This is a genomic window from Arthrobacter sp. SO5 (assembly GCF_020532805.1).
Taxonomy (GTDB): domain Bacteria; phylum Actinomycetota; class Actinomycetes; order Actinomycetales; family Micrococcaceae; genus Arthrobacter.
Genome location: NZ_MQTQ01000074.1, coordinates 67024 through 80906, shown reverse-complemented (window position 1 = coordinate 80906; position 13883 = coordinate 67024). Strand labels below are relative to the sequence as shown.

At 67.1% G+C, this 13883-nt stretch carries 10 protein-coding genes; 5 read left to right on the top strand and 5 right to left on the bottom strand.

The window, feature by feature from the left end; genetic code table 11:
* Positions 1 to 22 precede the first annotated feature (22 nt).
* From BJG92_RS13910 to BJG92_RS13895, 4 genes are all read right to left on the bottom strand, one after another.
* A complete protein-coding gene (locus BJG92_RS13910; RefSeq protein ID WP_232084585.1) occupies positions 23 to 373 on the bottom strand; it encodes a hypothetical protein in 351 nt (116 codons plus the stop codon).
* Between the two features lie 102 nt (positions 374 to 475).
* A complete protein-coding gene (sucB, locus tag BJG92_RS13905) occupies positions 476 to 2215 on the bottom strand; it encodes a 2-oxoglutarate dehydrogenase, E2 component, dihydrolipoamide succinyltransferase (RefSeq protein WP_232084584.1) in 1740 nt (579 codons plus the stop codon).
* Positions 2216 to 2342: 127 nt separating this feature from the next.
* Positions 2343 to 3728, bottom strand: a complete 1386-nt coding sequence (gene lpdA / locus BJG92_RS13900) for a dihydrolipoyl dehydrogenase (protein WP_232084583.1) — start codon at positions 3726 to 3728, stop codon at positions 2343 to 2345.
* A 239-nt stretch (positions 3729 to 3967) separates the two neighbouring features.
* Positions 3968 to 5494, bottom strand: a complete 1527-nt coding sequence (locus BJG92_RS13895) for a leucyl aminopeptidase (RefSeq protein ID WP_232084582.1) — start codon at positions 5492 to 5494, stop codon at positions 3968 to 3970.
* Between the two features lie 317 nt (positions 5495 to 5811).
* Here BJG92_RS13895 and BJG92_RS13890 point away from each other — a divergent pair, with 317 nt between their 5' ends.
* The 4 genes from BJG92_RS13890 to BJG92_RS13875 all read left to right on the top strand — a co-directional run bounded on the left by BJG92_RS13890 (position 5812) and on the right by BJG92_RS13875 (position 11135).
* Entirely contained in the window at positions 5812 to 6750 is a 939-nt protein-coding gene (locus BJG92_RS13890; protein ID WP_232084581.1) for a proteasome assembly chaperone family protein, read from the top strand.
* Positions 6751 to 6785: 35 nt separating this feature from the next.
* A complete protein-coding gene (locus tag BJG92_RS13885; RefSeq protein WP_232084580.1) occupies positions 6786 to 8117 on the top strand; it encodes a nitrate/nitrite transporter in 1332 nt (443 codons plus the stop codon).
* Between the two features lie 102 nt (positions 8118 to 8219).
* Complete coding sequence (locus tag BJG92_RS13880; RefSeq protein ID WP_232084579.1) at positions 8220 to 9530, top strand: DUF4192 family protein; 1311 nt, start codon at positions 8220 to 8222, stop codon at positions 9528 to 9530.
* A gap of 282 nt (positions 9531 to 9812) precedes the next feature.
* Entirely contained in the window at positions 9813 to 11135 is a 1323-nt protein-coding gene (locus BJG92_RS13875) for an RNA polymerase sigma factor (protein WP_232084578.1), read from the top strand.
* Positions 11136 to 11311: 176 nt separating this feature from the next.
* Here BJG92_RS13875 and BJG92_RS13870 read toward each other — a convergent pair whose 3' ends face one another.
* Positions 11312 to 11533, bottom strand: a complete 222-nt coding sequence (locus BJG92_RS13870) for a hypothetical protein (protein ID WP_232084577.1) — start codon at positions 11531 to 11533, stop codon at positions 11312 to 11314.
* Positions 11534 to 11765: 232 nt separating this feature from the next.
* On the opposite strand from BJG92_RS13870, the gene BJG92_RS13865 reads away from it, so the two are divergent.
* Complete coding sequence (locus tag BJG92_RS13865) at positions 11766 to 13874, top strand: type IIA DNA topoisomerase subunit B (RefSeq protein WP_232084576.1); 2109 nt, start codon at positions 11766 to 11768, stop codon at positions 13872 to 13874.
* Positions 13875 to 13883: the final 9 nt, after the last annotated feature.

The window sequence follows — 13883 nt, the reverse complement described above, 5'->3', positions numbered from 1 at the left end:
CGCCGCCGAAAATCCCGGGGACCTAGTTCCAGAGGGTGGCCACCGCGATGTTGATCAGCCCCAGGCCACCGACGGCATGCGCCAGTCCGGTGGGCACCACAGCCCCGGAAGCGGCTTTGCGGTACCCGATCACGGCCGTCACCAGGACCGCGACGGCGATCAGCAATTTGACGGCGATCTTGTAGTAGTTCAGCGGATCTTGCGTGGCGCCGGCAATCCCTACGAGGGCCAGCCCGGTGACCAGCTGGGCGATGGCGCCGTAGAGCTGCACCGGCAGGACTGTGGGCTTCTTGAAGGTGGCGAACCAGCCGCCGACGATCGCGGCGGAGCCCAGGATGTGCAGAAAGACCAGAAAGTACTTGAGAATGTCCATGGCCCGAGTTTATCGACAAACTGTCCATAAACGCCGGAGGGCACCCTCCCTGACAGGAAGGTGCCCTCCGGCTCTCAGCGTGCGTACGCCGTGCCGTGGATCCTAGAGGCCGAGGTCGGCTTCGAACGCGCCTTCTTCGAGGCGCGCCTTGAGCGTCTGCAGGAAGCGTCCCGCGTCGGCGCCGTCCACCAGGCGGTGGTCGTACGTGAGGGAGAGGTACATCATCGAGCGGATGGCGATCGAGTCGTCCCCGTTCTCATCGGCGACCACGACAGCACGCTTGACGATCGCGCCGGTGCCGAGGATGGCGACCTGCGGCTGGTTGATGATCGGGGTGTCGAACAGGGCGCCCACGGAACCGATGTTGGTGATGCTGAAGGTTCCGCCGGAGAGCTCGTCCGGGCCGATCTTGCCGTCGCGGGTGCGGCCGGCGACGTCGGCGATCTTGCCTGCCAGGCCGGCCAGGTTGAGGTTGCCGGCGTCGGCGATGACCGGAACCAGCAGGCCCTTGTCCGTGTCCACCGCAATCGCCAGGTGCTCGGCGTTGTGGTAGGTGATCTCCTGCTTGTCCTCGTCGTAGGAGGCGTTGACCTTCGGGTGCTGCTTCAGGGCCTCGGCTACAGCCTTGGCGATGAAGGGCAGGAAGGTCAGCTTGGAGCCGTTCTGGGCCTGGAAGGAGTTCTTGGCCGTGGCGCGCAGCTTGGCGACCTTGGTCATGTCTACCTCGTGCACCTGCGTCAGCTGGGTGGAGATGTCCAGCGACTCACGCATGCGCCGGGCAATGACCTGGCGGATCCGGGGCGCCTTCTGCACGGTGCCGCGCAGCGAAGAAAGCTCCGCGGACGGACGCGAGGCAGGAGCAGCAGCCGCTGCCGGCGCGGGTGCTTCGGGGGCCGGAGCGGCCTTGGCCTCTGCGGCTGCCAGCACGTCCTGCTTGCGGATGCGGCCGCCGACGCCGGTGCCGGTCACCGAGGAGATGTCCACGCCCTGCTGATTGGCGAGCTTGCGGACCAGGGGAGTGACGTAGCCGGACTCGGCCTGCGCAGCCGGTGCGGCCGGGGCTGGCTCCTGCTTGGGTGCCTCCTGCTTCGGGGCTGCGGCCGGAGCCGGTGCCTCCTGCTTGGGTGCTTCCTGCTTGGGGGCTGCGGGAGCCGGAGCCTCCTGCTGGGGTGCTTCCTGCTTGGGGGCTGCGGGAGCCGGAGCCGCGGCGGGCGCGGCGGCGCCGGAACCAATGACGGCCAGGACGGAGCCGACCTCGGCGGTTTCGTCCTCCTGGACGCGGATTTCCTGCAGAGTGCCGGCAACCGGGGAGGGGATCTCGGTGTCGACCTTGTCGGTGGAGACCTCGAGCAGCGGCTCATCGACCTCCACGGTGTCACCGATGCTCTTCAGCCAGCGCGTGACGGTACCTTCGGTGACGCTCTCGCCTAGGGCCGGGAGGGTCACTTCGTGGCCTTCGCCGGCGGGTGCGGCCTCGGCAGCGGGTGCTGCAGCGGCAGCTTCGGCGGCCGGCGCGGGCGTTTCGGCCTCGGGGGCCGGCGCCTCGGCAGCGGACGGGGACTCGGCGGCCGGGGCTTCAGCGGCCGGGGCTGCAGCTTCGGCGGAGCCGGAGCCGATGCGGACCAGCGGGGCGCCGACCTCAGCGGTCTCGTCTTCGGCGACGAGGATTTCCTCGATCACGCCGGCGATCGGAGAGGGGATCTCGGTGTCGACTTTGTCGGTGGAAACCTCGAGCAGCGGCTCGTCCACCTCTACCCGGTCACCTACCTGCTTCAGCCAGCGGGTGACGGTTCCTTCGGTGACACTCTCACCGAGGGCGGGCAAGTTAACGGATTCAGACATGTCGTCCCCGTTCTCCTTATTGATCTTTAGTGCGGATGATTGCTGCCTTGGTCGAGCTTAGTGCACCCGGCATTTCGTGCCGGGTGCACTACGCACGGTGTTCTTGCGGTGGTGCGGGCGGAACTACCTAGCCGTGGAGGGGCTTGCCCGCGAATGCGAGATGGGCCTCACCCAGTGCCTCGTTCTGGGTCGGGTGGGCGTGGACCAGCTGGGCCACATCCTCCGGGTAGGCTTCCCAGTTCACGATCAGCTGGGCTTCGCCGATCTGCTCACCCATGCGGGCGCCGATCATGTGGACCCCGACCACGGGGCCGTCCTTCTGGCGGACCAGCTTGACGAGGCCGGACGTGCCCAGGATGGAGCTCTTGCCGTTGCCGGCGAGGTTGTATTCCTGGGTCAGGACCTGGTCGTCGCCGAACTTGGCCTTGGCGGCCTTTTCCGTGTAGCCGACGGTGGCGATTTCGGGCTCGGAGTAGGTGACCTTGGGGATGTTGACGTCGTCAACGACAACTGGCTTCAGGCCGGCGATTTCCTCGGCGACGAAAATGCCCTGCTGGTAGCCGCGGTGCGCGAGCTGGACGCCGGGGACAATGTCGCCGAGCGCGTAGATGTTGCCGACGCCGGTGTGGAGGCGCTCGTTGGTGATGACGAAGCCGCGGTCCAGCGTCACGCCCGCTTCCTCGTAGCCCAGGTTGGCCGTGACGGGTCCGCGGCCGACGGCCACGAGCATCAGCTCGGCCTCGAAGCTCTGGCCATCGACCAAGGTGACCTTGACGCCGTCGTCGTTCTGCTCGACGCCCTGGAAGAACACGCCGGTGGAGAACTTGATGCCGCGCTTCTTGAATGCGCGTTCGAAGGCCTTGACGATCGTCGCGTCCTCGTTCGGGACGAGCGAGGGGAGGCCCTCGACGATGGTGACGTCGACGCCGAAGGACTTCCAGACGGAAGCGAACTCGACGCCGATCACGCCGCCGCCCAGGATGATTACGCTCTTGGGGATGTAGTCCATGGTGAGGGCTTCGTCGGAGGTGATGACCTTGCCGCCGATTTCCAGCCCCGGCAGCGAGCGGGAGTAGGAGCCGGTCGCGAGGACGATGTTCTTGCCCTTGTAGGCGGTCCCGTTCACGACGACGGTGTCGGTGCCCTGGAGCTTGCCCTCGCCCTCGATGACGGTGATGGCCTTCTTGGACTTGATGAGACCCTGGAGGCCCTTGTACTTGCCGGCAATGATGCCGTCTTTGTAGGCGTTGACAGCGGTGATGTCGATGCTGTCGAGGGTGACGTTGACACCGTACTTGGACGAGTCACGGGCGTGGTCGGCCAGTTCCGCGGAGTGCAGCAGGGCCTTCGTGGGGATACAGCCGTTATGCAGGCAGGTGCCGCCGAGCTTGCCCTTTTCGATCAGCCCGACCGTGAGGCCGAGCTGAACGGCGCGCAGGGCAGTTGCGTAGCCGCCGCTGCCGCCGCCGAGTACCAGGATGTCGAATTCTTGCGCAGTTGCCTGATCGGCCACTAAAACGCTCCCTCGCGTGAACGATGACACGAGAGTACGCATCATCTGGTCTTGGAACTTCCTGCCGTGATGATGCCAGCAGGGGCGTTCCCTTTCATTTGTGACTACCGCAGTTCACCTTAGCGAACCACCTATCCATGCTCCACCTTGCCGAGGCGTTTGTGGAGCGCTTGTGTCCAGTCTCACGCGCCGTTGCGACCGGGAGATCCGTGCCCCCGGCCACAACGGCGCGCGGGAGCCTAGACCGTTTTGGCCAGGATGTCCTCGACGTACGCCACCAGGGTGCGCACCGTGCTGCCCGTGCCCTGCTTGTGGTTGTAGCCGTACGGGGCGCCGTTGTTGAACGAGGGGCCGGCAATGTCGATGTGCGCCCAGGGGATCTGCTCGCCGTTCTTGCCCTTGCCGACGAATTCCCGCAGGAACACGGCGGCCGTCATCATGCCGCCGTGGCGTTCGCCGATGTTTGCGATGTCGGCAACCTGCGAGTCCAGGCTCGGGCGGAGCTCCTCGGGCAGCGGCATCGGCCACACCAGTTCGCCCGCGCGGTCCGCGGCGGCCTTGAGCGGGCCGGTGACGGAGTCGGATCCCATGATGCCGGCGGTCCGGTCGCCCAGGGCGATCAGCTGCGCGCCGGTCAGTGTGGCGACGTCGATGATGGCGTCCGGGTATTCCTGGCTCGCGGCCACGATGCCGTCCGCCATGACCAGCCGGCCCTCGGCATCGGTGTTCAGGACCTCGACGGTCTTGCCGCCGAAGATCGTCAGGACATCGGCGGGGCGCTGGGCCGCGCCGGAGGGCATGTTCTCGGCGATGCACAGCCAGGCGGTCGCCTTAACGGGCAGGCCCAGGCCGGCGAGGGCCAGCACCGTGTTGAGGACGACTGCGGCGCCCGCCATGTCGGACTTCATGTCGCCCATGCCCAGGTGCGGCTTGATCGAGATGCCGCCGGTGTCAAAGGTGATGCCCTTGCCCACGAGCGCGATCTTGGCGGTGGCCCGGGCGGGTGCGTATTCGACCTTGACCAGGCGCGGCTGGCGTGCGGAGCCTTTGCCGACGCCGAGGATGCCGCCGAAGCCTTCCTTTTCCAGGCGCTTCTCGTCCCAGACGGTGACCTTCACGGGCAGGCCCTTGGCCAGCTCCCTGGCGGCGTCGGCGAACGTCTCGGGGTAGAGATGGCTCGGCGGCTGGTTGACCAACGAGCGGGTGGCGTTGACGGCCTTGCCGATCAGGGCGGCGCGGCTCAGGACAGGCAGCAGGGCCTTGTCGGCAGCAAAATCGGTGACGATCACGACGTTTTTCACCGGGTCCTTGAGGCCGTCCTTGGAGGAACGGTACTCGGTGAACGAGTAGGCGCCCATTGCGGCGCCTTCGGCGACGGCGGCGACATCGCCGAGCGTCGACGTCGGAAGTGCCAGCTTCACGGTGGCCACCCCGGCCAGCTGGCGCACTGCCGAACCGGCGGCGCGACGCAAGGTTTCCTCGCTGAGTGCCTGTCCGGCGGCAACTTTGCCGACACCGGCGAGCACGAGGACGTCGGCTCCGACGTCGCGCAGGCCCGGCAGCCGGTGCACCTGGTCGGTTGCCCCGGAGATGCCAAGAACGCTCAGTGATTCCGCCAGCGCCTCGGCGGCCTTGGCCGTCAGGGGGTTGGCGAGCAGCACAGGACCGTCCACGCCCTGCCCCACTCCGATGACGAGGGCGTCGCTGGGGGACTTCCTCAGATCCCCGGCGATTGCACTAAGTGTGACTTCAGTATTCTTGACCACGAGGGCAGTCCTCAATTCTCTGGGATGTGTCGGCAGGACCTGCATGTTCGGCGTCCGGCCACGGAACCCGAGCCACGGTCGGTTGGAGACGTGGCAGGGTGTCGGCAAGCCGTCAGACGGCCAGTTCCGATCGTAGTCTCTCCCGGGCGCGGGTGTTCAATTGAATGAGAGCTGGAGCACACCAATGGCCGGAATGTCCCGGCACCGCCAGACGTTGTATCTGGTACTGGCGCCCCGGCCCGCCTGCGCTGCCCCCGGCACTGCAAGGTGCAGGGCCGGTCAGCCCACCCAACTGCCTACGACGAAAGGAACATGCCGTGATTGAGCGGATTTCCGGCTCACTGCTGGACCCCGAATCGCTGTATTTGCGTGACGACGTGCTGTTCCACAGCCCGGAGCTGCGCGGACTGAACCTCGTCATGGGGTTCACCGGCTTCGCCGACGCCGGCCACGTCGTCAGGCAGATCACCGACGAACTGCTGGACACCCTGGACTCCGAGATGGTCGCCCAGTTCGACGCCGATCAGCTCATCGATTACCGGAGCCGCCGCCCGCAGGTCAGCTTCGTCGAAGACCACCTTCAGGATTACCAGGCCCCCAGCCTGGCCCTGTACCGGCTCGTGGACGGGCTGGGCAGTCCGTTCCTGCTCCTGGCCGGGCTCGAACCGGACCTGCAGTGGGAACGGTTCGCTCGCGCCGTCGTCGGGATCGTTGAGGACCTGGACGTCAATCTGGCCACCTGGATCCATTCCATCCCGATGCCGGTTCCGCATACCCGGCCTGTCGGCGTCACGGTCCACGGCAACCGCCCGGACCTCATCGAGGGAATCTCGATGTGGAAGCCCACCGTCGAGGTGCCTGCCGCCGTGGGCCACCTCCTGGAGCTGCGGTTGGTGGGGGCCGGCCGCAACGTCGCCGGCTATGTCATCCACGTCCCGCACTACCTTGCAGAGGCCGAATACCCCACGGCCGCCGTCGCAGGGCTGGAGTACCTCGGCGCGGCCACCTCCCTGATGCTTCCCGCTGACCGGCTCCGCGAGGCGGGCCGTGAAGTCGGGCGCCAGATCGCCGCACAGCTTGACGCCTCGGAGGAAGTCCAGCAGGTGGTTTCGAGGCTTGAGACGCGCTATGACGAGAAGGCCGAAGGCACCGTGCGCCGATCCCTGCTCGCGGACGAGAACGACCAGCTGCCGAATGCGGACGCGCTCGGAGCCGCCGTCGAGGCCTATCTTGCGCGTAAAGAACCCGGCGAATAAGTACTATTTTTCCGCCCCGCGGGCATAATGGGGTGGTGACTGCATCCCGTGCTTGGCTGATCTGGATCGTCGGGATCTTCGCGTACCTGGTGGCCGTCAGCCAGCGCACCTCCTTCGGCGTGGTGGGATTGGAAGCCACGGAACGCTTCCAGGCCAGCGCAGCCGAAATCTCCTTCTTCACCGTGCTGCAGCTCCTGGTCTACGCCGGCCTGCAGATCCCGGTGGGCGTGCTCGTGGACCGGTTCGGCTCCCGTGCGATGATCGCCGGGGGCGCCCTGCTGATGGGCCTGGGGCAGCTCCAGCTCGCTTATGCTGACAACATCCCGGGCGGCGTCCTGGGCCGGGTGCTGGTCGGTGCCGGCGACGCCATGACCTTTATCTCGGTGATCCGGCTGATCCCGCTGTGGTTCGCCCCGGCCCGCGTCCCGCTGCTCACCCAGCTCACCGGCATGTCCGGGCAACTCGGACAGCTCTTCAGCATCGTGCCGTTCGCGATCATCCTGCATTCGGCGGGCTGGACCCCCGCGTTCCTGACCCTGGCGGGGATGTCCGCCGTCGCCTGTGTGCTCGTGGTGATCCTGCTGCAGGACCTGCCGCCAGGGCATCCGGCCCCGGAACCGTCCCAGGGGCTGCGCGCCACGGGCATTTCCCTGGCCAAGGCGTGGCGGCAGCCCGGCACCCGGCTGGGGCTGTGGAGCCACTTCACCGTCCAGTTCAGCGGCACTGTTTTCGCCATGACCTGGGGCTACCCATTCCTGATCTCGGGGCAGGGCCTGGAGACGCCTGTGGTCTCGGCGCTGATGACGCTGTATGTTGCCGCCGCGCTTGCGGCCGGTCCGCTGATGGGCAGCTTCGTTGCCCGGCACCCGCTCCGGCGGTCCACCATGGTGCTGCTGATCGCAGGCGCAACCGCCGCGGCCTGGGCCGCGGTACTGCTGATCCCGGGCCGCTCCCCGCTGTGGCTGCTGGCAGGGCTGGTTGTGGTGTTGGCCGTCGGCGGTCCGGGTTCCATGATCGGCTTCGATTTCGCCCGCACGTTCAACCCCTCCCACCGGATTGGCACTGCCACCGGAATCGTCAACGTGGGCGGTTTCATCGCATCCCTCGTGGCAATCTTCCTGATCGGCCTTGTCCTGGATCTCCTGCAGGCCACCGGCTTCTCGGGAGGGGAACTTTACGGTCTCGAGCCGTTCCGGATCGCACTCAGTGTCCAGTTCCTGCTGCTGGCGGGCGGGGCCGGGGCCGTCATCATCATCCGGCGGAAGGTACGCCGGATGATGGCGGCCCAAGGCACGGTGGTGCCGCCCCTGCGCGCGGCGATCGCCCGGCAGCGCAGGGTCAACGCGGAACGCCGCCGCACCCCCTGATCCGCGGTACCCGGGCGTTTCCTGCCTCCGGTACCGCCGCAGTTTTCCACATAGGGACACCGGAGCTACCGGCGGGACGCGGCCCGCGGGGAGGCTGGGGTTATGACAGCTCCCGATCACCTGAGAATCACCGGGCCCGAGGACATCCTCGGCTTCATCCCGCACTCACTGGGGTACTGGCCCGCCCGCAGCCTCGTGGCCATGACCCTGCAGGGCAAACGGCTCGGTGCCACCCTGCGGGTTGACTTGCCCGACGACGGCGACGGCGGCGGCGGCGTGGGCGGGCCGGGCGGTTCCCGCGGCGTCGTCCGCTTTGCCCGCAGCGTGGCCTCCTACCTGGAATCCGATGAGGAGGCCGACGGATCCCTGCTGGCCTTCTTCACGGGGATCGACGGCGACCGCGCCGCGTGGGCCGGACTCCTGGGCGAGCTGGAGCTGGTGCTGTCGGAAGCCGGGATGCCAGTGCGTGATGCCTGGCTCATCGGTGCCGAGTACTGGTGCAATGCCTATTGCAGTGATCCCTCATGCTGTGCCCCGCCCGGCAGGCCCGTCGAGGAGATCAGGAACAGCAGGCTCAACGCCGAGATGGTCTTCCGCGGCAGCACCGTCGGCGCCGCTCCGGGGGCGGGCGCACCGCAGCAGCCCCGGCTGCCCGAGGACCCCGAGGTCCTGGCCTCCGAGCTGGCCTGGGCGCAGTGGTTCGCCGGCCGCTGGCTTGAGCGGCAGCTGTTCGACCAGGTGCTGGACGTCTGGGGCCAGGTGATGCACGCGGCTCCGGTGCAGGAGCTGCCGGCGGACCTCAGCGGCTACCTGCGCGCTGCGCTGTGCGTCCCGGCCTGGCGCGACGCCGTCCTGGTGATGGCTGCGGCCGGCGCGGAGGCGGCCAGGCGCGGGGCTGAAGAATTCGGGCTGTTCGACGGCGGCTCGGCTCCGCCGCACGGCGCGACCGGCGCCGGGAAGGGGCTCCGGAAGCCGGCCCTGCCGCCCCCGCCGTTGCCAACCCTGCCGTTGCCGACCACGGAAGGCGACCCGGATCAGCCGCTGCCGGCCGGAAGCGGGGGCGTCGGTGCCGGGGACGTACCGGCGGATGCCCCGGGCTACGGGGAGGTCTTACTGGGCCTGGCGCCCGCGGTGCCGGACTGGCAGCGGATGGGACGGCTGGAACACATTCTGATCCAGCTGGGGGAGGCCGGCGGGGAGGCGGCGGCCGCAGCGCTGACAGGCCGCGGCTGGATTGAGTGGTGCCGCGGCAAAGGCTCGTACGCCGATGCGCTCTTCAGCCAGGCCGGGGAACACTGCCCGGGGTACCGGCTGGCGGAGCTGCTGGCGGAACTGGTCCGGCGCGGCACACTGTGCGGCTGGGCTGGCCGGAGGGACGCCGCCTGGCAGAAGTTCGAGCCGGAGGCCGCATGAGCGCGGGCGCCCTGACAGCGGACCACGATGTGGGAGCCGCGTGGCTCCGCTTCGGCGCCGATTCAGAAAATCATGAGACAATGGTTGCCGCGACCCGGTTGGGTCCGTGTATTGAGCGCACGTAATGAACCTTGGAAACGGGGAACATTACGGTCCTCCCGGCAGTTCTACTAAGTGGCTCTGCCGGCCGTGACTGCGCCTGATGTGAAACACGGACTTGACAGGGTCATAGTGGTGTTGCCCGTATGGTGATTCCACAGACCGCTGCTAGAAAGGTTTTCTGTGACCCCGTCTTCCACGAAGAAGGAACCCGCCGACCAGGCCGTCTTGTCCCCTGAGGAGAAGCAGGCGGCGACGAACGCCAAGCGTGCTGCCACACGTGCAGCCAACAAGGCTGTCAAAGACGCAGCCCTGGCCGCAGGTGACGGCACCGAATCGGCAGCCGCCAAGCCTGAACCCAAGAAACGCGGGCCGAAGCCCGGCGCTAAAGCCGCGGCGCAGGCCGCCGGTAAAGCCGCCCGCGGCGACGACGACGAGGTTGAGGCTGACCTCGACGAGGTAGCCGCCGTCGAGATCGGTGAAGACGGCGAGGAGATTCCCGCCAAAGCCGCCGCAGCCCCCACCGGCTCCGGCTTTGTCTACTCCGACGCCGACGACGACGACGCCCCCGTGCAGCAGGTCATGTCGGCCGGCGCCACGGCGGACCCCGTCAAGGACTACCTGAAGCAGATCGGCAAAGTCGCGCTGCTCAATGCCGAGCAGGAAGTGGACCTGGCCCTGCGTATCGAGGCCGGCCTGTTCGCCGAAGAGAAGATCAATGCCGACGACGGATCCATGGATCCGAAGCTCAAGCGCGAGCTCGAATTCGTCATCCACGACGGCAAGCGCGCCAAGAACCACCTGCTGGAGGCGAACCTCCGCCTCGTGGTGTCGCTGGCCAAGCGCTACACCGGCCGCGGCATGCTCTTCCTGGACCTGATCCAGGAAGGCAACCTGGGCCTTATCCGTGCGGTGGAAAAGTTCGACTACACCAAGGGCTTCAAGTTCTCGACCTACGCCACCTGGTGGATCCGCCAGGCGATCACCCGGGCCATGGCCGACCAGGCCCGCACCATCCGTATCCCGGTGCACATGGTGGAAGTCATCAACAAGCTGGCCCGGGTACAGCGCCAGATGCTGCAGGACCTCGGCCGCGAGCCCACCCCGGAGGAGCTGGCCCTCGAGCTGGACATGACCCCGGAAAAGGTCGTCGAGGTCCAGAAGTACGGCCGCGAACCGATCTCCCTGCACACTCCGCTGGGCGAGGACGGCGACTCCGAATTCGGCGACCTCATTGAGGACTCCGAGGCTGTGGTCCCCGCCGACGCCGTGAGCTTCACGTTGCTGCAGGAACAGCTGCACTCTGTGCTGGACACGCTCTCCGAGCGCGAAGCCGGAGTTGTGGCGATGCGCTTTGGCCTGACCGACGGACAGCCGAAGACGTTAGACGAAATCGGCAAGGTCTACGGCGTGACGCGGGAGCGGATCCGCCAGATCGAATCCAAGACCATGTCCAAGCTGCGCCACCCGTCACGCTCGCAGGTCCTGCGCGACTACCTCGACTAGCACCCGAACAGCGCAACGCGGGGTCACTTTCCGCCCATAATCCCCGGTGGAATGGGCGCGAAGTGACCCCGCGTTGTTATGAGGTGTTAAAAGAACCAGGGCCCCTCCGGTATGGAGGAGCCCTGGTTTGCTCGTTATCGGTCAAGCATCAGCCCAGCCGGGCTGACGCGGGTGGTCTAATCGACCGGGACCGGCGCCTTCTCCTGAAGGCGGCTCGTCTCATCATGCCAGTCGGAGCTGAGCGGCCTGAGTGTCGGTTCTACGGCGCGTGCGTGGTGGCCGCAGAAAAGAAGCTCACCGCCGGAGGCGCCGAGAACAACCCGGACATATGCCTGTGCTCCGCAACGATCGCACCGGTCAACGGTGCTCAGTGTGCGGTCCGCAACTGCTGTTGTCATGTTCGGCCTCCTTAGTAGATCGGTATACCTATATAACCAGCATTCGCAGCCAAACCATCGCAAGTTTGGCCGACTTTCGCTGTACGCGTATCACGTCTGCATAACGGGTTCGGCGGAGTCCGGCCGGCGGGGGAGTGGCAGCGCGGCCGGGAGCGGCGCGGCGACTACCCTAGGAAGAGCGCATTGGCCCCTGCGCGTCCGCCGTCACTGTCCCTGAAGGAGTTCCCGACCCGTGGCACCAAGTTCTGACTACACCGCCCGGCATCTCTCCGTGCTGGAAGGCCTCGAGGCCGTCCGCAAGCGCCCGGGCATGTACATCGGCTCCACGGATTCGCGCGGGCTAATGCACTGCCTCTGGGAAATCATCGACAACTCCGTCGATGAGGCCCTCGCCGGTTTCGGCCACGACATCAAGATCATCCTGCACGCGGACAACTCGGTGGAAATCCACGACGACGGCCGCGGTGTCCCGGTGGACATCGAACCCAAGACAGGGCTGAGCGGCGTCGAGGTCGTCTTCACGAAACTCCATGCCGGCGGCAAGTTCGGCGGCGGCTCCTACACCGCGTCCGGCGGGCTGCACGGCGTCGGCGCTTCCGTGGTGAATGCCCTCTCCGCCCGCCTCGACGTGGAGGTGGACCGCGGCGGCAAGACCTACAAGATGTCCTTCCGCCGCGGCGAGCCCGGCCGGTTCAAGGACACCGGGACCAAACCGGACCCGGCGTCGGCCTTCGCCCCGTTTGTTGACGGTTCCGTCCTCGAGGTTGTGGGCAAGGCCAAACGCGGCGTGACGGGCACCCGGATCCGCTACTGGGCGGACCGGCAGATCTTTACCCCGGACGCGAAGTTCTCCTACGACGAACTCGCCGCCCGCGCCCGCCAGACCTCGTTCCTGGTCCCCGGACTGAAGCTGACGGTCCGGGACGAGCGCCGGGTCGCCGGCACGCCGGGCGAGGCGGGCCCGCATGAAGAGGTCTTCCACCACGACGGCGGCATCTCCGAATTTGTCGACTTCCTCGCCGCGGACCCGGCGGTCACGGACATCTGGCGCCTCCACGGCGCCGGAAAGTTCAAGGAAACCGTCCCGGTCATCGACGACAAGGGCCACAGCCAGCTGGCGGAGGTCGAGCGGGACTGCGAAGTCGACGTCGCCCTGCGCTGGGGCATCGGCTACGACAGCACCGTGCGCACCTTCGTGAACATCATCTCCACGCCCAAGGGCGGAACCCATCAGGCCGGCTTCGAGCAGGCCCTGCTCAAGACGTTCCGCAAGGCCGTGGAAACCAATGCCCGCAAACTCAAGGCCGGCAACGACAAGATCGAGAAGGACGACATCTTCGCCGGACTCACCGCGGTCCTGACGGTCCGCCTCGCCGAGCCGCAGTTCGAGGGCCAGACCAAGGAAATCCTCGGTACCTCGGCCGTCCGCGCGATCGTCATGAAGGTCGTGGAGCAGGAAATCAACGCCAAGCTGACCTCGGCCAACCGCAACGACAAGGCCCAGTCCGCGCTGCTTCTGGAAAAAATCGTCAGTGAGATGAAGTCCCGCATCTCGGCGCGGGTCCACAAGGAAACCCAGCGCCGCAAGAACGCGCTGGAAACCTCCTCCATGCCCACGAAGCTCGCGGACTGCCGCACCGACGACGTTGCGCGCTCGGAGCTGTTCATCGTCGAGGGCGACTCGGCGCTGGGCACGGCCAAGCTGGCGCGGTCCTCCGACTTCCAGGCGCTTCTGCCCATCCGCGGCAAGATCCTCAACGTCCAGAAGGCCTCGGTGGGTGACATGCTCTCGAACGCCGAATGCGCCGCCCTCATCCAGGTGGTCGGCGCGGGCTCCGGCCGCAGCTTCGACATCAGCGCCGCCCGCTACGGCAAGGTCATCCTCATGACAGACGCCGACGTCGACGGCGCCCACATCCGGACGCTGCTGCTGACCCTGTTCTTCCGCTACATGCGCCCGATGATCGACGAGGGCCGCGTCTTCGCCGCCGTCCCGCCGCTGCACCGGGTGGAGGTCATCAACGCCGGCCAGAAGGCCAACGACATGATCTACACCTACTCGGAGGCAGAGCTGCACGTCCTGCTGGCCCGGCTCGCCAAGGAAGGCAAACGTTACAAGGAACCGATCCAGCGGTACAAGGGCCTGGGCGAGATGGACGCGGAGCAGCTGGCGGAGACCACGATGGACCCCCGGCACCGCACGCTGCGCAAAGTCGGGATCGAAAACGCCAAGCAGGCCGAGGACACCTTCGACCTCCTGATGGGCTCCGACGTCGCGCCCCGGAAGGACTTCATCATTGCCGGCGCCGCGGGCCTGGACCGGGAGCGGATCGACGCCTGAGCCCCGCTG

Coding starts and splice junctions, on each gene's coding strand:
- BJG92_RS13910 (WP_232084585.1), bottom strand. CDS start 373: ATGGACATTCTCAAGTACTTTCTGGTCTTTCTGCACATCCTGGGCTCC.
- BJG92_RS13880 (WP_232084579.1), top strand. CDS start 8,220: ATGACAGCTCCCGATCACCTGAGAATCACCGGGCCCGAGGACATCCTC.
- BJG92_RS13870 (WP_232084577.1), bottom strand. CDS start 11,533: ATGACAACAGCAGTTGCGGACCGCACACTGAGCACCGTTGACCGGTGC.
- sucB (WP_232084584.1), bottom strand. CDS start 2,215: ATGTCTGAATCCGTTAACTTGCCCGCCCTCGGTGAGAGTGTCACCGAA.